This is a genomic window from Micromonospora sp. NPDC005174 (genome assembly GCF_040608495.1).
Taxonomy (GTDB): domain Bacteria; phylum Actinomycetota; class Actinomycetes; order Mycobacteriales; family Micromonosporaceae; genus Micromonospora.
Genome location: NZ_JBEXIJ010000006.1, coordinates 131,889 through 152,541, shown reverse-complemented (window position 1 = coordinate 152,541; position 20,653 = coordinate 131,889). Strand labels below are relative to the sequence as shown.

General features: G+C 72.6%; 20 protein-coding genes. 1 reads left to right on the top strand and 19 read right to left on the bottom strand.

Translation table 11 applies throughout. The features are described 5' to 3' along the window. Nucleotides 1-55: 55 nt before the first annotated feature. Nucleotides 56-2,029, bottom strand: coding sequence for an HAD family phosphatase (locus ABZU91_RS09845; RefSeq protein ID WP_355236686.1), 1,974 nt, complete (start codon nt 2,027-2,029; stop codon nt 56-58). Between the two features lie 34 nt (nt 2,030-2,063). On the opposite strand from ABZU91_RS09845, the gene ABZU91_RS09840 reads away from it, so the two are divergent. Further along, nucleotides 2,064-2,768: an LON peptidase substrate-binding domain-containing protein gene (locus ABZU91_RS09840; protein WP_355236683.1), complete on the top strand. Its 705-nt coding sequence runs from the start codon at nt 2,064-2,066 to the stop codon at nt 2,766-2,768. Here the strand turns inward: ABZU91_RS09840 and ABZU91_RS09835 are convergent. From ABZU91_RS09835 to ABZU91_RS09750, 18 genes are all read right to left on the bottom strand, one after another. After that, a complete protein-coding gene (locus tag ABZU91_RS09835; protein ID WP_355237004.1) occupies nt 2,683-3,450 on the bottom strand; it encodes a DUF2567 domain-containing protein in 768 nt (255 codons plus the stop codon). The two genes, ABZU91_RS09840 and ABZU91_RS09835, sit on opposite strands and share 86 nt — an antisense overlap. Nucleotides 3,451-3,746: 296 nt before the next feature. Next, nucleotides 3,747-5,495, bottom strand: coding sequence for an AAA family ATPase (locus ABZU91_RS09830; RefSeq protein WP_355236680.1), 1,749 nt, complete (start codon nt 5,493-5,495; stop codon nt 3,747-3,749). A gap of 74 nt (nt 5,496-5,569) precedes the next feature. Next, the gene (locus tag ABZU91_RS09825) at nt 5,570-6,598 is read right to left on the bottom strand and encodes a hypothetical protein (RefSeq protein ID WP_355236677.1); all 1,029 of its coding nucleotides are present in this window, start codon (nt 6,596-6,598) and stop codon (nt 5,570-5,572) included. A 42-nt stretch (nt 6,599-6,640) separates the two neighbouring features. Then, complete coding sequence (locus ABZU91_RS09820; protein WP_355236674.1) at nt 6,641-7,585, bottom strand: RluA family pseudouridine synthase; 945 nt, start codon at nt 7,583-7,585, stop codon at nt 6,641-6,643. Then, nucleotides 7,582-8,196: a signal peptidase II gene (gene lspA, locus ABZU91_RS09815; RefSeq protein WP_355236671.1), complete on the bottom strand. Its 615-nt coding sequence runs from the start codon at nt 8,194-8,196 to the stop codon at nt 7,582-7,584. The genes ABZU91_RS09820 and lspA overlap by 4 nt, the downstream gene beginning before the upstream one ends. Before the next feature lie 65 nt (nt 8,197-8,261). Then, nucleotides 8,262-8,681, bottom strand: a complete 420-nt coding sequence (locus tag ABZU91_RS09810; RefSeq protein WP_007463005.1) for a TraR/DksA C4-type zinc finger protein — start codon at nt 8,679-8,681, stop codon at nt 8,262-8,264. A 223-nt stretch (nt 8,682-8,904) separates the two neighbouring features. After that, a complete protein-coding gene (locus tag ABZU91_RS09805; RefSeq protein WP_355236667.1) occupies nt 8,905-10,404 on the bottom strand; it encodes a potassium/proton antiporter in 1,500 nt (499 codons plus the stop codon). Between the two features lie 22 nt (nt 10,405-10,426). Further along, nucleotides 10,427-10,738: a DUF167 domain-containing protein gene (locus ABZU91_RS09800; RefSeq protein ID WP_355237002.1), complete on the bottom strand. Its 312-nt coding sequence runs from the start codon at nt 10,736-10,738 to the stop codon at nt 10,427-10,429. A gap of 1 nt (nt 10,739) precedes the next feature. Beyond that, nucleotides 10,740-11,405: a hypothetical protein gene (locus ABZU91_RS09795; protein ID WP_355236664.1), complete on the bottom strand. Its 666-nt coding sequence runs from the start codon at nt 11,403-11,405 to the stop codon at nt 10,740-10,742. An 80-nt stretch (nt 11,406-11,485) separates the two neighbouring features. Beyond that, nucleotides 11,486-12,289: a DivIVA domain-containing protein gene (locus ABZU91_RS09790; RefSeq protein WP_355049472.1), complete on the bottom strand. Its 804-nt coding sequence runs from the start codon at nt 12,287-12,289 to the stop codon at nt 11,486-11,488. Nucleotides 12,290-12,333: 44 nt separating this feature from the next. Beyond that, entirely contained in the window at nt 12,334-12,639 is a 306-nt protein-coding gene (locus ABZU91_RS09785; RefSeq protein ID WP_355049471.1) for a YggT family protein, read from the bottom strand. A 30-nt stretch (nt 12,640-12,669) separates the two neighbouring features. Then, a complete protein-coding gene (sepF, locus tag ABZU91_RS09780) occupies nt 12,670-13,365 on the bottom strand; it encodes a cell division protein SepF (RefSeq protein ID WP_355236660.1) in 696 nt (231 codons plus the stop codon). A gap of 189 nt (nt 13,366-13,554) precedes the next feature. Further along, nucleotides 13,555-14,298: a YggS family pyridoxal phosphate-dependent enzyme gene (locus tag ABZU91_RS09775; protein WP_355236657.1), complete on the bottom strand. Its 744-nt coding sequence runs from the start codon at nt 14,296-14,298 to the stop codon at nt 13,555-13,557. A 9-nt stretch (nt 14,299-14,307) separates the two neighbouring features. Then, nucleotides 14,308-15,423: a cell division protein FtsZ gene (ftsZ, locus tag ABZU91_RS09770; RefSeq protein ID WP_355236654.1), complete on the bottom strand. Its 1,116-nt coding sequence runs from the start codon at nt 15,421-15,423 to the stop codon at nt 14,308-14,310. 245 nt (nt 15,424-15,668) lie between these two features. After that, on the bottom strand, nt 15,669-16,490 hold the full coding sequence (locus tag ABZU91_RS09765; RefSeq protein ID WP_355236651.1) for an FtsQ-type POTRA domain-containing protein: 822 nt from the start codon (nt 16,488-16,490) through the stop codon (nt 15,669-15,671). Further along, nucleotides 16,487-18,052, bottom strand: a complete 1,566-nt coding sequence (murC, locus tag ABZU91_RS09760) for a UDP-N-acetylmuramate--L-alanine ligase (protein ID WP_355236648.1) — start codon at nt 18,050-18,052, stop codon at nt 16,487-16,489. Before murC ends, ABZU91_RS09765 begins: the two co-directional genes overlap by 4 nt. Then, nucleotides 18,049-19,155, bottom strand: a complete 1,107-nt coding sequence (murG, locus tag ABZU91_RS09755; protein ID WP_355236645.1) for an undecaprenyldiphospho-muramoylpentapeptide beta-N-acetylglucosaminyltransferase — start codon at nt 19,153-19,155, stop codon at nt 18,049-18,051. Before murG ends, murC begins: the two co-directional genes overlap by 4 nt. Continuing rightward, entirely contained in the window at nt 19,155-20,591 is a 1,437-nt protein-coding gene (locus tag ABZU91_RS09750; RefSeq protein ID WP_355236999.1) for an FtsW/RodA/SpoVE family cell cycle protein, read from the bottom strand. Before ABZU91_RS09750 ends, murG begins: the two co-directional genes overlap by 1 nt. Between the last annotated feature and the right edge of the window lie 62 nt (nt 20,592-20,653).

Sequence of the window (20,653 nt, the reverse complement as noted above, 5' to 3'; positions counted from 1 at the left end):
TTCGCCTCGAGAACGGCGGCGGGAAACGTCAGCGCGCTGTTCCGTGTCCGGGGTGTCACGCGAGCGTCGCCTTAACCCCGGGTGCCAAGGCCTTGCGATACGGGTTCACGGACAGCAGTTCCTGGGTGGCCTGCCCCATGGCGGCGAAGAGCAGCGGCCAGCCCTTCTCGGCGCCGACGTCGGAACGGATGTGCACCATGACGCTGGCCTGCAGTCCGCCCGCGAACCCGTCGACGAAGTCGTCCAGGTCCTCACTGAACAGGTCACCACACAGGTCGTGGCCGATGAGGAAGGACCGCCGGAACTCAGGGTAGGTCTGGTCGAGCGGCACGTACTTCCAGAACTTGCGGCCCTCCATGCTGACGCCGACACGCACCGGCTGATCCAGGTCGGCCACGGCGCGTACGTTCGAGCCGGCACCATAGATCCCGACCTCGCTGATCCGCTCGATCGCGAGGTATCGCAACGCGCGGCCCAGCGCCAGGCCGACGTCCTCGGTGACCACGTGGCTGGAGCTGAGCCGGGTCGCCTCGAAGCGCACCGAAACCCGCAAGCCAGCTTCACGCGCGAAGGCGTCCACCAAACCGGCGAAGCCGGTGACCCGGACCGAGTCGGCGACCTCGATGAACACGTCGGCACCCGGATCGCCCATTGACACCTCGACCGCCACCACGCTCTCGGCGGTCGCCCGGCTCAGCCGGACCGAACCGGTTGACAGCGACTCCACCCGCCAGCCGCGCTCGACGGCGCGCTCACCGCTGTGCTCGGGAAGCGAACTGGTCACCGCCGCCGCCGCCGTGCTCTCCTCGGTCAGCGGGTTGCACATCCGGTCGAGCGCGATGCCGACGGCCCGGTAGACGCCCTCCCAGGTGTGGTGCGGGTCCTCGAAGCTCGCGACCGTGACGGTGATCCACAGCCCGGCGGCGCGGCCCAAGGCGTCTAGGAGGTCGACCAGGGGCGCACCGTGCGACAACTGCTCGCAGCGGACCGACAGGAACCAGTCCAAGTCGACCTGCGGTGACGCGTGGAAAGACGCACCACCTTCCGGGTCGACCCGGAGCTGCACCTCGGCACTGCCGTCGTCGATCATGCCCAGCGCCGCCGCGCTGTCGCTCAGCCGCGGGATCCGGGCGATCTCCGTTCCCAGCGCCGTCCCGAGCCCGCGCCAGTCATCGTTGTTCCAGCGCAGTTCGATGGAACAACCGAGCCGCCAGGCGATGTGCTCGACCATGTGGCTGACGAAGTCGTTCGGCGTGTCGAGCGACTTACGCGTGATGCCCTCCCGCCCCAGCGAGACCATGTTCGGCCGCAGGTCCCGGTGACAACGGTCCGCGAGCCCCGAGCCAGACAGCTCGTCCAGGCTGCTGGCCCCGGTTGCCACGCCGACGGTGTAGCAGCCCGCGTCTCGGGCCGCTTGGAGGCCCAGCACGGAATCCTCGATGGCCACGCACCTGTCCGGGGCGACACCGAGCTCGGCCGCAGCGGCCAGGTACGGGTCCGGGGCCGGCTTGCGCTCCATGCCCGGCGCGTCATTGCCTACAACGGCATCGACCAGATCACGCAGCTTCACCGAGGCGAGTATCCGCTCGACGTCGCGCTTGGGGTTGTTGGACACCACCGCCAACCGCAGGCCCGCCGACCGGGCGTCCCGCAGGAGTTCGGGGACCCCAGCGTGCACGTCGGCGACGGCCGAGAGCCGTTCCTCCTCGTGGCTACGGACCAGGTCGGTGATCTCCTGGTCGGTCAGCCGCACGTCGACCGAGGCGCAGACACGGGCCCAGAAGTCCGGCAGCGAGTAGGGGAAGTACCGCTTGATCGTCTCTAGCGGAACAGCCACCCCCGGAACATGTCGGCGCAGCAGACGCTCGACCACCGCGAAGTCCAGCGCGAGCGAATCGATGAGGACGCCATCCATGTCAAGCAGGAGCGCCTGTGTCTCCCTGGGCACCGCAAGGCTTTGGGCCAGCAACATATCGGGAATGATATCTCTGGGCAATGCGGCCTTGTGGCCGACGGTGAGCCGGGCCACGCCGTCGCGGGCGCGATTGGTTAGGCTCGACGGCGTGACCGCACGGCTGCCGGTGTTTCCGCTCGCAACGGTGCTCTTTCCCGGATTGGTGCTGCCGCTGCACATCTTCGAGGAGCGCTACCGCGCCCTGGTGCGGCATCTGGTCGATCTGCCCGAGGGCGCGCCGCGTGAGTTCGGCGTGGTGGCCATCCAGGCCGGCTGGGAGGTCGCCCCCACCGGGCCCGGCGCCCGCGCCGGCAACGGTGTCGGTGACGTCACCCTGCACGAGGTGGGGTGCACGGCCGAGCTGCGCCAGGTCACCGAGCTGGCCGACGGCGGCTTCGACATCGTCACGGTGGGCCGGCGCCGCTTCCGGATCGCCGACGTCGACGACGCCTCCACGCCCTACCTGACGGCCGCGGTGGAGTGGCTGCCCGAGGCCAACGGGCCGGACGAGGTGGCCGACCTGCTCGCCGCCCGGGTGATCGCCGTGTTCCGGCAGTACCTGGGGCTGATCCGCCCCGACCCCGAGGAGATCTCCGAGCAGCTTCCGGAGGACCCGACGGTGCTGTCGCACCTGGTGGCGGCCACCGCAGCTCTGACCGTCGACGACCGGCAGCGGCTCCTCGCGATCGACGACACCGCCGCCCGGCTGCGCGCCGAGCTGCGCCTGCTCAACCGCGAGGCGGCTCTCCTGCGCCAGGTGCGGGCGGTTCCGGTGCCGTTGTCGGAGCTGGCGTCCCCGCCGACACCCAACTGAATTCCGCCGGTTCCGGCTCCGGACGCAGCGACGGCCAGCGCGACCAGCCGGCCAGCAGGGTGTACGTGGCGGCGGCGCCGAACGCCGGCAGCAGCAGGTTGCCGTGCGGCACGGGCAGCACGTGGAGGAGCCAGTCGACTCCACCGGCCCGCAGGTCGGCCGGTTTGGTGAAGGCCTGCCCCGCCGGGGCGGTCTCCAACAGCCGCTCGAAGGTCGCCAGCCCGACCCGACGTCCCACCTGCCAGGCCACCGGGGCGGCGGCCAGCGCGCCCAGCACCGCGCTGAGCAGCCCGACGGGCCCGCGTCTCCGGCGTAGCAGGAACCACAGGGCCAGCGCCGCGAGCACGCCGAACGCCACCCCGAGCAGGCTGAACCAACCGTCCGCGGCGATCGGCTGCTCCGGCTGGGGCTCTGCGTAGATCGCGCCCTCGGCGACCTTGAGCACCGGGGTGTCCGGCGCGAGCGCCGCCCAGAGCAGCCCGAGTGGCGCGCCCAGCACGGCCAGGGCGAGCGCGGCGCCGAGCACCGTCGTCACCGTCCGCAGCGGCCGGCGCGGCTCGTCGAAGGCCAGCTCCAGCGAGCTCTGGTACGCCGACGAGGCGGGATTTCCGTCGGGGTCGGACCCGAGCGGCGGCCAGGCCGGCGCGCTCGACGCGGGCGGCACGGTCGACTCGGCGGACATCGCCGACCCACTCGGCGCGGACGGCGAGGTCGAGTCGCTCGGCGCGGACGGTATCGCCGACCCGCTGGGCGCGGGCGGTATCGCCGACCCGCTGGGCGCGGGCGGTATCGCCGACCCGCTCGGCGCGGACGGCGTGGTCGACCCGCTGGGCGTCGGCGGCGCGGCCGACGCCCGGGGTGGCGCGGGCCGGTCGTCGGGGGCCTCGGCGGGCCGCTCAGGGTCGGAGTTGTCCGGGCTCACCCGATGATCCTCTCAGGCCCCGCTACCGACCGGAGCGCCGGTGGCGGCGAACCAGCTCACCGGGCGAACGGCTCGGCCATGGCCGCCGCGGCGCGCAGCCACGCCTCGCGGGTCTCCGGCTGGAGCTGGTGGTATTCGATCGACGAGCCAGTCTCCAACGCCGGGTCGTACGGCACCACGGCCACCGCGCGGGTACGCGTGGCGAAGTGCCGTTCCAGGTCGTCCTGCAGGGACGAGCGGCCGGGGGTCGGGCAGGAGATGAGGGTGACCGCGTTGTCGGCCAGTTCGCCCATCCCCTCCTCGTGCAGCAGGTCGAGCATCCAGTCGGCGCTGAACGCCGCGTCCTCGCGGGGCACCGTGGTCACCACCAGTTGGTCGGCGGCGTGCATCACGGTGCGCCAGTTGGCGCTCTCCACGTTGTTGCCGGTGTCCACGCAGATCACGTCGTGCGTACGCCGCAGCAGCTCGAGGACCCGCTTGACGGTGAACTTGTCGAGCCGCTGGGCGAAGCGCGGGCTCTCCTCGCCCGCCAGCACGTCGTACGAGCCGTCGGAGGCGTGCCGCAGGTAGTCGTCCAGCCGCTCCAGCAGGGTCTCGCTCTCCAGGATCTCGATCTGGGCGAGGTCGCTGATCAGGTGCCGGATGGTGCGGGCATGACGGGCGCTGCCGGCGCGCAGCCCGAGCGTGCCGCGCAGCTCGTTGTCGTCCCAGGCCAGTACGCCCCGGCCCCGCACGCTGCCGATGGTGGCGGCGGCGAGCACCGTGGCGGTGGTCTTGTGCACCCCGCCCTTGGGGTTGGCGAAGGCGAAGACCCGAGGTGTGCCCAGGTCGCGGCGGAGCACGCCGGTGGAGCGCTCCAGCTCCTGGTCGACGCCCTTCGGACGCCACTCGATCCGGGCCGGGTAGCCGCGCTCGGCGAGGGCCGAGCCCGGAGCCGTGGTGACCGGCGCGGCGGGCGGCGGCACGACCGGTGGCGGTACGACCGGTGACGGCGCGACCGGTGACGGGACGACCGGTGGCGGGACGACCGGTGGCGGGACGACTGCGGGGGCCCGCGGTGTCAGCGGCGGCGCGGAGGCCGGATAGCCGGACTCCGGCTGGTAACCGGTCTCCAGCAGCGCGTACCGCGACTCCCCGGCGGGGTTGCCCTGCCGGTAGCCGTTGTCCAGGATGGCGTACCGCGATTCCGGCTCGGCCCGGTGCGGCGGCTCGGGCTCGGCCGGATAGCCCGGGTCGGCGCGGTAGGTGGGTTCGGCACGGTAACCGGGCTCGGCACGGTACGTCGGCTCGGCGCGGTAGTCCGGCTCCGAGCGGTACGCCGGCTCGGCGCGATAGTCCGGCTCGGCACGGTAACCCGGCTCGGCACGGTACGCCGGCTCGGCAAGATAGTCCGGCTCGGCACGGTACGCCGGCTCGGACCGGTACGCCGGCTCGGCGCGATAGTCCGGCTCCGAGCGGTACGCCGGCTCGGCGCGATAGTCCGGCTCGGCGCGGTAACCCGGCTCGGCACGGTAGGCGGGGTCGACCCGGTACGTCGCCTCGGCCCGGTAGCCGGGCTCCTGGCCGTACGACAGATCGGCCGGATGCCCGATGGCCGGCGCGCGCCCCGCGTAGCCGTTGGGGGCCGCGCGTCGCGGCAGTGGGTCCGGGGGCGCCTCGTCGGTCCGGCGCTCGGGCTCGGGCTGCTCCGCTGCCCGACCGCCCAGCCGGGCACGGTCGAGCAGCGCCCGCCACCTCGGCGCTGGTTCGGCCGGCCGGCCCCAGCCGGTCTCGCTGCCCTCCACGGCCCGCCCTCCCAGCGCCATCGATCTCTGCCTGACAGGCTACGAACCAAACCCTATTCGGACCACACCTGAGGACGCACGCCGCCCGGCGTAGATCACGACGGGGAGGGTGCCACAAAGCCGGCGCCGGTCGCGTCCGGGGAGGTGGTGACAGTTGGCGGGGCAGGCTCGGTGGCCTCCACCGGAGACGGCTCGGGTGGCGCAATCGTTACGAGCGGTGCGGGTTCCGACGATTCGCCCATCGGCACCGGCGGCCTCGGTGTGCCCGGCGTCGACCCGTCGCTCGCGCGCGGCGTCGGCGTCGGGCTCGGCCCGGTGTCGACCGGCGGCCGGACCACGTCGCTCTGCTCGGGCAGTGGCGGCGTGAAGACCGTACGGTCGAGTCGGTACACCTCGGGCGCCGGATCGACGGCCCGCACGTCCGGACGGGAGGCCACCCGGCGCAACGCCTCCGGTGCCGCGCGCACCACCGCCGCGTACACGCAGGCGCATCCGGCGCGGTACGCCCGCGCCTCGGCGCTCGCCACGTCGGCACCGACGACGTACCGCTCGCGCAGCTCACGCTCGGCGGCGCCGTCGCCGCGCACCGCGGCGGCCCGCGCCCGGTAGTCGGCGGCCTCGCCGTCCTTGCGCGCGGCCACCCGCTCCATCTGCGCGACCACGTCGTCGGGCACCCGCAGGGCGGGCATCCGGACGATCTCGGTCTGCCGACCGGGCAGCGGCACCCGCCCGAAGACCGTCGAGACCGGGACGTCGCCGAGCACCGTCGCCAGTCGGTGCGGCGGCACGTACGCGTCGAGCGTCACCAACGCGTACGTGCCGTCCACGGCGGCCGGAGCGGTCGGACCCAGTGCGGCCAGGTCAGCCGCCGCGGAGCTGAGGTAGCCCGGGACGGAGTCGCCGTCGGCCACCCCGACGCGGGTCACCTCGCCCACCGTCAGGTCGCTCACCGGAGCGTCGTCGACCGTCCAGACGGCCGTGCCCAGCACCGCCGCCGCCGAGAGCACGGCGACCCAGGTGAGCACCCCGGAGCGCGTCGGACGATCACCGAGACGGGCCACCGCCCGGGTCAGCGGCGGCAGCAGCCGTTGGTCCAGCTGCCGCAGCAGGTCGCCGGCGCGCACGGGCGAAATCCCCTCGTCGGATCGATGTCGGGTGGTCGCCGCTCAGTCACGCAGGATCTCAAGCGCACGTTCCAGATCGTCAGGGTAGTCGCTGACGAACCGGACCTCGTCCCCCGAACGGGGATGCAAAAAGCTCAGTTCGCGGGCGTGCAACCACTGACGGGACAGTCCGAGACGGGCCGAGAGGGTGGGGTCGGCACCGTAGGTGAGGTCGCCCACACAGGGGTGCCGCAGGGTGGAGAAGTGCACCCGGATCTGGTGGGTCCGGCCGGTCTCCAACCGGACGTCGACAAGGCTGGCAGCCGGGAACGCCTCGAGGGTGTCGTAGTGGGTGATGCTCGGCTTGCCGCCGGACACCACCGCCCAGCGGTAGTCGTGGGTGGGGTGCCTGTCGATCGGCGCGTCGACGGTGCCCCGCAGCGGGTCCAGGTGACCCTGCACCACGGCGTGGTACCCCTTGTCGACCTCGCGGTACTTGAAGGCCCGCTTCAACGCCGTGTACGCCTGCTCGCTCTTGGCCACCACCATGATCCCCGTGGTGCCCACGTCGAGGCGGTGCACCACGCCCTGGCGCTCGGCGGCGCCGCTGGTGGAGATGCGGTGGCCGATCGCGGCGAGCGCGCCGATCACCGACGGGCCGGTCCATCCCGGGCTGGGGTGCGCGGCCACACCGACGGGCTTGTCCACCACGACGATGTCGTCGTCGGCGTACACGACGCGCAGGCCCGGCACCGCCTGCGGCACCACGGTCGGCGGCGCGACCGGGGCCGGCAGCGTGACGTCCAGCCAGGAGCCGGCCTTGACCTTGTGGGAGTTGGCTCGGGCAGTGCCGTCGACGAGGGCGTCGCCCGCGTCGACGAGGGCGGCCGCGGCGGTCCGGGAGAGACCGAACAGCCGAGACACCGCCTGGTCCAGGCGCATGCCGTCGAGACCGTCGGGTACGGGCAGGGAACGGTGGTCGCCGCCAGCGGCGAACGCGGAGGTCATGCCCGCTCCCTCTGCTCGGCACCGGCGGTGGCGTCCGCGTCGCCGGTGGCGCCGTCACCGCCGGCCCGTCGGCCGTCGCGTTGACGACCGGTCAGCTCCAGCAGTACGGCCAGCACCACGCCGCAGACGAGCGAACTGTCGGCCAGGTTGAACACCGGGAAGTACTCGCCGTACGGCCCGAAGACGCTGATCATGTCGACCACGTGGCCGTGGAAGGGGGCGGGTGCCCGGAAGATGCGGTCCGTGAGGTTGCCCAGCGCGCCACCGAGCACCAGACCGAGGGAGATCGCCCACGGCAGCGAGCGCAGCCGCAGCGCCATCCAGACGATCCAGCCGACCACACCGATGGTGATCAGCGGGAACACCCAGGTGTAGTCCGCCCCGATGCTCCACGCCGCGCCGCTGTTGCGGGTCAGGCTCAGGTAGACCAGCCCGCCCAGTATCCGGACCGGCTCACGGTCGGTGAGGCCGGCCAGCGCGAGGTGCTTGGTCACCAGGTCGGCCAGCAGGGCCACCAGGGCCACTCCGGCGAGGATCGCGACAGCCCGGGGACGGGCCTTGCCGCCGTCCGGGTCGGTGCGGCCGGGTTCGGCGGGCGGTGCTGCGGTCATGCGCTCCCCATCGAGGTGTCTCGGCGGTGATCGCTCACCGTCTCATCGCAGACGGGGACCGGCTCTCAGCGCCGCTCCTCCAACTGCTTGCACGTCACACAGAGGGTGGCCGACGGGAAGGCGGCGAGGCGCTCGACCGGGATCGGGTTGCCGCACCGCTCGCACCAGCCGTAACCACCCTCGTCGAGGCGCTCCAGGGCGCGCTCGACCTGCGTGATCCGTTCCAGAATGCTGTTGGCGAGAGAGATCTCCTGCTCCCGCTCGAACGTCTTGGTGCCGGTGTCGGCCTGGTCGTCCCCGGCCGAGTCCGTCAACCGATCGCGCTGCAGCTCGGTGATCTCGCTCAGCGTCTGATCGTACTCGGCGCGCAGCTCGTCCCGCCGCGCCGCCAGCGCCGCCCGGATCTTCTCGGTCTCCGCCGCGCTGCGGGTGGCCTTGGCCACCGGCTTGCGGCCGGCGGTCCTGGTGTCGGCTGGCTTCGCCATGGGTCGCTCCCTCGGCCGGGGAGCCGCGCGGTCGCGGCACCTGGTCAGGGGGCGCCGACGAGGCGTCCCCTGAGTACGAAAAGGGGCGCACGGCAACAATGGCCGCGCACTCCGGAGGTTGGCAAGAATACGGAACGTACAGGCGTCCGACAACGTGGCGCACCGTCGCACCGCTCAACCGCCCCGAGCCCTGCCTAACTGGGGCAAAGGGAACGCTAGCAGATCAACCGACCGCTTCATCTCCGTACTCGCCAAACCATCGGGCCAGCCGACCCCGTCGGCTGACCGCCCGCAGCCGCCGTTCGGCGGCGTCGCGCACCCCACCGGTGGCGACGATCAGCAGGCTGTCGCCAGTCTTCAGCCGAGTGTCCGGGCCGGGCACGAAACCCACCCCGTCGCGCAGCACCAGGGTCACCGAGGCACCCAACGGCAACCGCAGCTCGTCGACGTGCACGCCGGCCAACCGGGAGCCCGGAGGCACCTCGAGTTGCAGCAGGTCGGCGCGCATCCGCTCGAGCGGGGCGGTCTCCACGTGGATCTCGGTGGCCTCGGCGGGCGCGGTGGTCCCCAGCCGACGGGCCAGCGGACCGAGCGTTCCGGTCTGCACCAGCGTGAAGATCACCACCAGCACGAACACCGCGTCGAAGAGGCGTTCCGCTCCCGGCACCCGTTCCGAGAGCGGAATGGTGGCCAGCACGATCGGCACCGCCCCGCGCAGCCCGGCCCAGGACAGGAAGACCTGCTCCCGTAGGCCGACCCGGAACGGCAACGCCGAGACGGCCACCGACAGCGGCCGGGCCAGCAGCACCAGCGCCAGACCGGCGACCACCGCCGGCAGCACCGCCGCGTCCAACCGGCCCGGCGAGACCAGCAACCCGAGCAGGACGAACAACCCGATCTGCGCGAGCCACGCCAGCCCGTCGGCGAAGCCGAGGATCGCCTGCCGGTGCGGCAGGCGGGCATTGCCCAGCAACACCCCCGCCACGTAGACGGCGAGGAAGCCCGAGGCGTGCAGCACGGCGCCGGCGGCGTACGCCAGGATGGTGATCCCCACCGCCGCGATCGGGTACAGCCCGGCCGACGGCAGCGCGGCCCGGCGCAGCGCCCACGTGCCGGCGAGGCCCGCACCCACGCCCACCGCCGCACCGACGCCCAGCTCGTAACAGACCAGCGCGACCTCGTACCACCACGGATGCGACAGACCCCGGTGCGACAGCAGCACCACCAGCAGCACCACCGGGGCATCGTTCATGCCCGACTCGGCCTCGAGCGTGGCGACCAGCCGGGGCGGCAACCGCAGCCGCCGCAGGGTGGCGAACACCGCCGCCGCGTCGGTGGAGGAGAGCACCGCGCCGTAGAGCAGCGCCAACCGCCAGTCCAGACCCAACAACAGGTGTACGGCGACGCCGACCAGCACGATGCTGACGACCACACCGACCGTGGAGAGCGCGGACGCCAGCCCGAGCACCGGACGCAGGGTGCTCCACCGGGCGGTGAGGCCACCCTCGGCGATGATCACGATCAGCGCGCAGAAACCGAGGGTCCGGGTCAGCTCGACGTCGTCGAAGCGGATGCCCAGCCCGGCCTCGCCGATGGCCACGCCGAGCGCCAGGTAGACCAGCAGGCTCGGCACCCCGAGGCGGCTCGACAGCCGGACCGCGCCGACCGCCACCAACAGCACTGCCGCGCCGAGCAGCAGCGCGATGTCCAGCCCGGGCGTCACGGTTGCCGGGCCCGGGCGGTCCTCACCCCGCGGCTCCGTCGCGCAGTCGGCGCAGCACGTCGGACAGCTCGGGGGCGGGGCGGTCGACGAGGAAGAGCTTGTCCCGGCTGGCCGCGCCGGTGCGCAGCGACACCGTCACCGGTCGGACACCCAGCGCGGCCGCGAGGGCGCGGCGGGCCGCCTCGGTCGCCTGGCCGTCCACCGCACGCGCGTGGACGGCGATCACCAGGGCGGGACCGTGCGGGCCGTCGAAGCGTCCGCCGACGGCGTCCCGGGAGGCGCCCGGCTTCACCCGTACGGCCACGGTGAGGGCGTCCTGCGGGGGCACCGGCAGCTCAGATCGGCCGGGCGTCGGTGAGCAGGGCGGTGGCCGGCGCACATGCCGCGCAGGGCGTGAAGCCGAGCTCGACGGCCTCGGCGACCGGAAGCGTCTCGGGAATCCGGCCGATCAGGTGCGCGCACGCGGCCAGGTGGTAGCGGGGTCGCCCGTCCACCACCTCGACGGGGTCGGGCAGCCGGGCGACGCGGGCCGCCTCGGCGGGGGTGATCGGTTGCTCCGCGGGCTCGTCGGCCAACGTGTCGGCGGCCGCGGCGTCGGCCCGGTACGCCTCGTCGGCGCGGGCCGCGAACGGCGACGCCGGACTGACCGGGTCGGGGTCGAACGGCGGCTCGGGTGGTTGCCGCCACCCGGTGCCGCCGTTACCGACCGTCGAAGGTACGTGCTGGACCGGCACATCCGGCTCGGCCAGCGGTGGACCGTACGCGGCACCCGGCTCGGCCTGACTGGCCGTGCGGAATGCCGTGCGCTCCCGCGGGCCGACCCGACCGGGGTCCGCCGCAGCGCGGTTGGCGGCTGCCTGGCGGGCGCCCACCACCAACGCCACGGCGGCCAGCAGACTGGCCGCGATGGAGATGGTCAACAAAATGCTGGAACCGCCGGCAAGACCGAACACCAGCAGAACCACGGCGACGAGGATGAGCAGGAGACTCGCGACTATCACGGCTCACCCCCGCCGCGTCGTACCGTCCAGGCGGGGCCGGCGACCGTCACCATCTGCGGAGAACGATCGCCGGCCGGTGCTCAGCGTCCGGCTTCGAGGGCGCCGGAGCGCCCGCCGCCGTACGAGCCGGCGAGGCCCGCTGCGGCCAACCCGTTGCCGCCGGCAACCCGGCCTGCCTCGGATCGGGTCATCTCGGCTTCGAGGCCCTGGCCACGACCGTCGAGGTCCCGCAGCTGGCTCTCCAGGTACGCCTTGAGCCGGGTGCGGTACTCACGCTCGAACTGCTTGAGCTCCTCGATGTGCTTCTGCAGGGCCGTGCGCTTGGCGTCCAGGCCGCCCATGGCCTCCTGGTGCCGCTGGCGGGCGTCCCGCTCCAGAGCGTCAGCCTTCGCGCGCGCCTCGCGGGTCACCTCCTCGGCCTTGCTCCGCGCCTCGGACAGCAGGCTGTCGGCCTCGCGACGCGCGTCGGACACGTGGTCGTCGGCGGTGCGCTGGGCCATCATCAGCACCCGCAGCGCCTGCTGCTCACCGTCACCGGTGACGCCGGCCGGGCCGCCGGTCGCGCGGACCTGCTCCAGCTCGGCCTGCATGGCGCGGGCGGCCTGCTCGGCAGCGGACTTGTCGCGCTGGACCCGGTCGAGCTGGGCCTTGACGTCGTTGAGCTCCGCTGCCAGTCGGGCGTCGCCGCCGGGGCCGGCGGGGGCACCGCCACGGCCACCGCGCTCCACCTGGGCGCGCAGCTCGTTGTTCTCCTCGATGAGACGGGCGAGCTCGCGCTCTACCTCGTCCAGGAAAGCGTCGACCTCCTCCTCGTCATACCCCCGCTTGCCGATCGGCGGCTTTTTGAAGGCGACGTTGTGGACGTCGGCCGGGGTCAGCGGCATCGAAACTCCTCGGGTCAGTTGCGGCCGCGAAAGCGCGTCGGTCATCAGGCAGATGCCCTGATCGACGGCCCTAACACGAACTCCATCAGCACGAACAGGATAACCAGGAGCACAAGGGAGGCCAGGTCGATGCTCACGGTACCAATTCGCAGCGGAGGGATCACACGCCTCAACGCGTTGAGAGGGGGATCAGTGACGCTCCACACGGATTCCAGTCCTGCTGCCGCTCCGCGCCCCGGCTGCCAACGGCGGCCGTACTGGAGGACGGCGCTCAACACGAACCGGGACAGAAGAAGAAGCAGGAACACATAAAGGACCAGGTACAACACTTGCAGCAAGATCGACAACACGGTCAGCGACGTCCCTCGGATCGGGCGGGGTCAACTCAGACTGAAAAAACCACCCTCAGCGATCTTGGCCTTGTCCTCAGCGGTGACCTGGACATTGGCCGGTGAGAGCAGGAACACCCGATTGGTCACGCGCTCGATCGTACCGCGCAGCCCGAACGCCAGACCGGCCGCGAAGTCAACCAGACGGCGGGCGTCGGCCTCGTCCATCTCGGTGAGGTTGATGATCACCGGCACGCCGTCGCGGAAGTGCTCCCCGATGGTGCGCGCCTCACGGTAGGTGGTCGGGTGCAGCGTGGTGATCTGGTAGCGCTGCTCCTCCTCGGGCACGACCACGCGCTCCCGCGTCACGGCCTGCGGCGCGAGGGCCAGGTTGTCCCGCGTGTGGTAGGTCAGCGCGCCCGACGTCTCGCTGGCCGAGGACCGCGTGATCGACCGTACGCTCGACCGCTCGGCCCGCTCCGGACGCTCGGTGTCACCACGGTCGGACTCGGTGGCCCGCCCGGTCGACCGCTCGGAGAGTCGGCCCCGCTCACTCGCGCGCGGCCGGGGAGCCGGCGGCTCCTCGGTGTCGTCGTCGTCCTCGTCGGCGAACTCCTCCGCGTACCGGCTCTGCCGGTAGCGCGAGTCACGGTAACCACCCTTGTCGTAGTCACCGTCGTCGTAGGCCCGCTCGTCGTCTTCCTCGACGAGACCGAGCCAGACCCCCGCCTTGCGCAGTGCACCCATCCCGCGCCCTTCCGTCCGCCGTGCGGCACTCGCCCCCGTGCCGTGTCGCCCGTCGCGAGTGGACAACCATGCCCCTCGGACCGGAACCGCAATCCCCTGACACGCGATTCGCGTCGCGTGTCACGACCCCCACAAGGATCCGCCGCCCCTGAAACAACACTGATGTAATTTGCCTGTCTCGCGGTCAGGCTACCGCAGCGTGGAACGCATTCCGAGCAACGCGCTACCGACGCGGACATGTGTCGCGCCGTAGCGGATCGCTATTTCCAGGTCGCCGCTCATTCCCGCCGACAACGCTGTCGCTCCCGGATGGACCGACCGAAACGCCTCGGCGATCTCGGCCAGCCGGGCGAAGGCCCGCTCCGGCGGCCAGCCCAGCGGCGCGACCGCCATGAGACCGGTGAGCCGCAGCGCGGCAGCGTCGGCGACCGCCGCGGCTACCGCGTCCAGGCCGGACTCCTGATCGGCCGACCCGGGGAGGGCCCCGCCCCGCGCCGGGTCACCGTCGATGCTCACCTGGAGCAGGGCCTCCAGCGGCCGTTCCCGCTGCGCCGCCGCGCCGTCCAGGGCCCGGGCCAGCCGTACGCTGTCCACCGAGTGCACGACGTCGGCATAGCGGATCACCGACCGGGCCTTGTTGCGCTGCAACTGCCCGATGAAGTGCCACCGTGGACGCACCCCGGCGGCGGCCACCTCGGCCGACTTGCCGGCGGCCTCCTGGTCGCGGTTCTCCCCCATGTCGGTCACCCCGAGCCCGGCCAACGCCACCACGTCGCCAGCCGGGTACGTCTTGGTCACCGCGATCATCGTGACGTCGCCCGGGTCCCGGCCAGCCTGGACGCACGCGTCGGCGATCCGGGCCCGTACCGTCGCCAGGCCGGCCGCGAGTTCGGCGCGCCGGTCCGGTCGTACCGTGGCTGAGCTGTCGGTCATCGGCGGCGCTCAGGAGCCGTTCTTGAGGAAGTCGGGCACGTCCACGTCGTCGAAGAGCACCCGGCGCGGCGACTGGGCCGGGGCCGGCAGGGTCGCCGGCGGCGGCACCGGGGTGTTCTGCGGCGCCGGCTGGTTGGTGTTGGTCTTGCGGGTCGGCTCGGCCGCCTTGTAGGCGGGCGTGCCGCCGTCGAAGCCCGCCGCGATGACCGTCACCCGCACCTCGTCGCCGAGCGCGTCGTCGATGACCGCGCCGAAGATGATGTTGGCGTCCGGGTGGGCCGCGTCGGTGACCAGCTGCGCCGCGTCGTTGATCTCGAAGAGGCCCAGGTCGGAGCCACCGGCGATGGAGAGCAGCACGCCGCGCGCGCCGTCCATGCTCTGCTCGAGCAGCGGGCTGGAGATGGCCGCCTCGGCCGCCTCGACCGCGCGGTTCTCGCCCCGGGCGCTGCCGATACCCATCAACGCGCTGCCCGCGCCGCTCATCACGCTCTTGACGTCGGCGAAGTCCAGGTTGATCAGACCAGGGGTCGTGATCAGGTCGGTGATGCCCTGCACACCGGAGAGCAGCACCTGGTCGGCGGTGCGGAACGCGTCCATCATGCTGATGTTGCGGTCGCCGAGCGCCAGCAGCCGGTCGTTCGGGATGACGATCAGGGTGTCGCACTGGTTGCGCAGTTCGTCTATCCCCGACTCGGCCTGCACCTGGCGGCGCTTGCCCTCGAAGGAGAACGGCCGGGTCACCACGCCGATGGTCAGCGCGCCGAGCTTGCGGGCGATGTTCGCCACGACGGGCGCGCCGCCGGTGCCGGTGCCGCCGCCCTCGCCGCAGGTCACGAAGACCATGTCGGCGCCCTTGAGCACCTCCTCGATCTCGTCGCGGTGGTCCTCGGCGGCGTTCTTGCCCACATCCGGGTTGGCGCCCGCGCCCAGCCCGCGGGTCAGCTCGCGGCCGACGTCGAGCTTGACGTCGGCGTCACTCATCAGCAGCGCCTGGGCATCGGTGTTGATCGCGATGAACTCGACGCCCTTGAGCCCAACCTCGATCATCCGGTTGACGGCGTTGACGCCGCCGCCCCCGATGCCGACGACCTTGATGACCGCCAGGTAGTTGTGCGGAGGTGTCATCTCCGGTCCTTTCCCTTCGAGATTGGCTTCGGCCGACCGGGTACGGTGTGGCCAGCCCAGCGGCCGACGACAGCGCCACCAGTGAGGATCAGAGGTGAACCCTCACCCTCTACTAGAGGCTTACAGTTATGTCAACCACTGATCCTCTTCGGGGCAACGTAAGCGCCGCCGCGCCAGGAGCCAAGGACCCGACCGGCGTGTCGCCGGCGGAGCGCGACTCGTCACGTCCGCAGCCCGCTCACCGGTCAGCGGAAGGTCACCACGTCCGGCGCGCTCACGTCGATCCGCTCGCTGTCCTCGCCGAGCAGCGCGGTGGCCACCCGGGCCTTGTCCGTACCCCGCGTGGCGTCGCCCCAGAACACCGTGCGGTCCTTCCGCAGCTTCAGGCTGATGCGGGCCAGACCCTCCACGCTCACGTCCACCAGCTCGGCGCGCAGTTGCGGAGTCAGCGCGCCGAGCACCTCCAGCGCGGCCCGCGTGTCCGGGTCGTCGGCGGCGGGCCGGACCACCCGCACCAGCGGCAGCCCGGCCGGGCGACGGGCCACCGTCTGGAACGCCACGCCGCTGCGGTCGATCAGGGCGAACGCGTCCGCCTGCGGCACCACCGCCACCGCCGTCCGCTCGGTCACCCGCACCACCAGCGTGCCCGGCCAGTCCCGGGACACCGTGGCCCGCTCCACCGGCGCCAACCCGCCGACGCGACGCGCGGCGGCCGCCAGGTCGACACGCGCCAGCGGCACCCCGTCGGCCACCCCCACCGCGTCGCGTACCTGCACGTCGGTGACCAGCTTGGCACCCTCCACACGGACCGAGCGGATCCCGAACAGCCCGGTGCCGAGCACCGTCCAGGCGATCAGCCCGAGCAGCGCAAGCACCCCGGCGGCCACCGCCCACGGCAGTGCCGCCCGCATCCGGCGCTGCCGGGCACGGGCCATGAATCGGCGGGTCGACGCCGGCACCGCGTCGCTGCCGGCGCGGACCAACTGCCAGCGCCGGACCGGACCGCGCCGCGGGCCGCCGCCGCCGTCGGAGGCATTGGTCCGCCCGCGGGCGGGGCCGGGGCTCATCCGGCCGTGGGCGCCGCGCCGTCCGGTGCGGCGGCGCCGCCGAGGGCCGCCCCGTCGCCACCGGCGGTGGACCCGCCGGGCACCGGCTGGCCGATCGCCGGCGTCGTCGCCACCGGGTCGACTGTCGCGGTCGGCGCGGCGTCGGCGGTACGCGCACCGAGGGCGGCCAGCAGTTCGTCACCCATCAACGAGATCGGCGGCGCGCCCATGGTCACCACGACGTCGCCCGAGCGGGCCCGACGGATCACCTCGCCCGGCGCGGCCTCCCAGGAGTCGACGAACACCTTACGGTCGGCGGGCAGGTCCACCGCCGCGATCAGCGCCGCCGAGCCCTCGCCGGGCTGACGCAGCTCGCCCGGCCCGAAGACCTCCAGCAGCACCACCTCGTCGGCGATGGCCAGCGCCTCGGCGATCTCCGCCTGGTTGTCGCGGGTTCGGTACAGCCGGTACGGCTGGAAGACGACGATCAACCGCCCGTCCCCGGCCACCTCGCGCAGCGTCTGCAACGCCAACATGATCGAGGTCGGGTGGTAGGCGTACTCGTCGTAGACCAGCACGCCGTCCGCGACGCCCTTGCGCTCGAAGCGCCGCCGCACGCCGGGGAAGACCGCCAGCGCGGCCTCCGCCGCCTCCAGCGGCAACGTGAGCAGGTACGCGGTCAGCACCGCCGCCGCGCTGTTCAGCCCCATGTGCCGGCCCGGCACCGGAAGCCGGAACTCGCCCAGCGACTGCCCGTCGATCTCGGCCAGGTAGCGCACACCACGCGCGGAGGAGACGACCTCGGTCAGCCGCAGGTCGGCGTCGTCCGCAGCGCCGTAGGTGAACACCCGCCGCCCGTCGGCGCGCAGGGTCTCGGCCAGCCGGCGACCGCCCGGGTCGTCGGCGCAGGTGATGATGAACCCGTTCGGGTCGGTGAGCCGCGCGAACTCCGCGAACGCCGCCTCCAGCGTCGCGAGGTCGCCGTAGGTGTTCAGGTGGTCCGGCTCGACGTTCGTGATGACCGAGACGTACGGGCGGTAGATGAGGAACGAGCGGTCGCTCTCGTCCGCCTCGACCACGAAGTGCTCGCCGGTGCCGTGGTGGGCGCCCGAGCCGACCTCGGAGATCTCCCCGCCGATCACGAACGACGGGTCCACACCGGCCTGCTGGAGCACCATCGTCACCATCGAGGTGGTGGTGGTCTTGCCGTGCGTACCGGCGACCGCGATCGCCCGGCGGCCGGTCATCGCCGCGGCGAGAGCCTCCGAGCGGTGCAGCACCCGCAGGCCGCGGCGACGGGCCTCGACCAGCTCCAGGTGGTCCTTCGGAATGGCCGAGGAGTAGACGACCGTGTCCACCCCGTCGAGGTTCGTCGCCTCGTGGCTGAGGTAGATGGTGCCGCCGAGCGCCCGCAGCCCCGCCAGCGAGGGCCACTCGCGCAGGTCGCTGCCGGACACCCGGATGCCCCGGGTGAGCAGCAGCCGGGCCACGCCGAGCATGCCGACCCCGCCCACGCCGATCAGGTGGACGGCGCCCAGGTCCTCGGCGGTGAGCGTGCCGGCCGGGGTGAACTGTGCGGTCACCGGGCCACCGCCTCGAGGACGAACGAGCGCAGCGCCTCGTCGCCGTCACGCCGCCCGTACGCGGACGCGGCGGCCCCCATCGCGTACAGCCGTTGCGGGTCGCGGATCAACGGGATGACCGCGCGCTCCAGCCAGTCCGGGGTCAACTCCGCGTCGTCGACGAGCAGACCACCGCCGGCCTCCACCACGGGCAGGGCGTTGCGCTTCTGCTCCTGGTTGCTGTGCGGGTACGGCACGAAGATCGTCGGCAGGCCGATCGCGGCCACCTCGGCGACGGTCATCGCTCCGCCCCGGGCCAGCATCAGGTCGGCGGCGGCGTAGCCCAGCTCCATCTCGGACAGGTACGGCAGCGTCACGTACGGGACCGGCAGGTCGGTGGGGATGGGCACCGGCTCGTTGCGGGCGCCCATCACGTGCAGCACCTGCACACCGTTGCGGGCCAGCTCCTTGGCCGCGCCGGAGACCGCCAGGTTGATCGAGCGGGCGCCGGACGAGCCACCCGCGACGAAGAGCACCGGCAGGTCCGGGCGGAGGCCGAACCGGGCGCGGGCGGCGTTGCGCTGCGCGTACCGGTCCAGCGAGGCGATGCTGCGCCGCAGCGGCACACCGACCACTGTCGCGTCGCGCAGCGACTCGGCCTGGCTCGGCTGGTGCGGGAAGCCGACCGCGATGTTCTTGGTGAACTTCATGCCGAGGCGGTTGGCGACGCCCGGCGGCACGTTCACCTCGTGGATCACCATCGGCAGCTCGCGCCGCCACGCGGCCAGGTAGGCCGGCACCGAGACGTACCCACCGAAGCCGACGACCGCGTCGGCGCGCACCTCGTCGATCACCTTGCCCGCCGCCCGGGCCGCGCTCCACATCCGGCCCGGGGTACGGACCAGGTTCATGTTCACCGACCGGGGCAGCTGGTACGCCGGGATCTGCCGCAGGTCGTAGCCCTGCGGCGGGATCAGCTCGTTCTCCATGCCCTTGGGTGTGCCGAGGCAGGTGATCCGGACGCCCGGGTCGTGTCGGCGCAGGCAGTCGGCGAAGGCGAGCAGCGGGTAGATGTGCCCTCCGGTGCCACCTCCAGCGAGCACCACCGAACGCAGCGGACCCATCAGCGTCTCCTCTCGCTCGCCGTACCCTGGCGGCTCCGGCCCTGCCGGACACCGCGCGGTACGGCCTGGTCGTCCTCGCGCCGCCCGCGGGACCGGGGCACTGACCCTCGGCCAGCCGGCGGCGTCGCCGATCGGCGACGCCGGCCGGGAAGCGGCGGCAACGGGGCCCAGAGTAGTCGGACCCACCGGGCCGGCGGACGGGCATGCAGTGCTCTGGCCGCATCGGGTTCGGCGCGGGCGAAGGACGCCAGCATCCCGATCGCCGCCAACGTCACGACCAGCGCACTTCCGCCGTCGGAGATGAACGGCAGCGGCAGGCCGGTGATCGGCAGCAGGCCGACCACCCCACCGACGTTGATCACCGCCTGGCTCACCAGCCAGGTCGTCACCGCGGCGGCGGCGAGCCGCCGGAAGGGGTCCTCGACCCGTCGGGCGATGCGCAGACCGGTGTACGCGAGCACCGCGAACAGGCTCAGCACCACCGCGCAGCCGATCACCCCCAGCTCCTCGGCGATGATCGCGAAGATGAAGTCGTTGTGCGCCTCGGGCAGCCAGTCCCACTTGAGGCTGCTCTTGCCCAGGCCGACGCCGAACCACCCGCCGTGCTCGATGGCCAGTCGACCCTGGTAGAACTGGTAGCAGGGGTCACCACACTGATCCGGTGGCGGCGGGTTGAGAAAGAGCGTGAGCCGCGCCAGCCGATAGTTGTCCGCGCCGCGCTCGCCGGAGCCCGCGCCCAGCGAGGCCACGGCGACGAGCAGGCCGACGCCGAGCAGGCCGATCGCGGTCAGCGCGCCGAAGACGCGCGCCCGCACCCCGGCGGCCCAGAGCAGGCCGACCACCAGCGCCAGTAGGCAGAGCATGGTACCCGTGTCGTTGTAGCCGACCAGCACGAACAGCAGGCCCATCACCGGGAAGAGCGGCGTGGCCAACTCCCGCCACCAACCCAGCGCGGCGCCCTTGCGGGCGATGACGTGCGAACCCCACAGCACCAGCGCGAACTTCGCCAGCTCGGACGGCTGCACCTGGATTCCGCCGATGTACAGCCAGTTCAGCCACGCCTCGATCGGGCCGATCTGGGCGGACTTCTGATGGGTGAGCCGGGCATAGGCCACCAGCAGGTTCAGCACCAGCAGCAGTGCGACCGAGGTGATCAGCAGCGGCCGACCCAGGGAACGGTAGGTGCTGGCGGGCAGGCGTTGGCAGGCCCAGAACGCCCCGATACCGATCACCGCGAAGATCGCCTGCTTGGTCACCGAGGCGGAGGCGTTGCCGTCCTCGGCGTAGTCCTTCACGCTGGTCGCCGAGAAGACCATGGTCAACCCGATCAGCAGCAGCAGGCCGGCGCAGGACAGCAGCAGGTAGTAGGACGCCAGCGGCCGGTCCAGCAGGCCACGCAGCGCGGCCAGCCCGCCGGCCGCGTCCAGTCCGCGCAGTGGCGGTGACGCCGGCGTCTCCGATGCCGCGTCGCGCCTGGCCGCACCCGGCTCCGCGCCAC

Bases quoted from the DNA above. Each gene is read 5' to 3' on its own strand.
- ABZU91_RS09830 (WP_355236680.1), bottom strand. From the start codon at position 5,495: ATGGCGCTGGGAGGGCGGGCCGTGGAGGGCAGCGAGACCGGCTGGGGC.
- ABZU91_RS09810 (WP_007463005.1), bottom strand. From the start codon at position 8,681: ATGGCGAAGCCAGCCGACACCAGGACCGCCGGCCGCAAGCCGGTGGCC.
- ABZU91_RS09835 (WP_355237004.1), bottom strand. From the start codon at position 3,450: ATGTCCGCCGAGTCGACCGTGCCGCCCGCGTCGAGCGCGCCGGCCTGG.
- ABZU91_RS09790 (WP_355049472.1), bottom strand. From the start codon at position 12,289: ATGCCGCTGACCCCGGCCGACGTCCACAACGTCGCCTTCAAAAAGCCG.
- murG (WP_355236645.1), bottom strand. From the start codon at position 19,155: ATGGGTCCGCTGCGTTCGGTGGTGCTCGCTGGAGGTGGCACCGGAGGG.
- ftsZ (WP_355236654.1), bottom strand. From the start codon at position 15,423: ATGACACCTCCGCACAACTACCTGGCGGTCATCAAGGTCGTCGGCATC.
- lspA (WP_355236671.1), bottom strand. From the start codon at position 8,196: ATGACCGCAGCACCGCCCGCCGAACCCGGCCGCACCGACCCGGACGGC.
- ABZU91_RS09820 (WP_355236674.1), bottom strand. From the start codon at position 7,585: ATGACCTCCGCGTTCGCCGCTGGCGGCGACCACCGTTCCCTGCCCGTA.
- sepF (WP_355236660.1), bottom strand. From the start codon at position 13,365: ATGGGTGCACTGCGCAAGGCGGGGGTCTGGCTCGGTCTCGTCGAGGAA.
- ABZU91_RS09765 (WP_355236651.1), bottom strand. From the start codon at position 16,490: ATGAGCCCCGGCCCCGCCCGCGGGCGGACCAATGCCTCCGACGGCGGC.
- ABZU91_RS09775 (WP_355236657.1), bottom strand. From the start codon at position 14,298: ATGACCGACAGCTCAGCCACGGTACGACCGGACCGGCGCGCCGAACTC.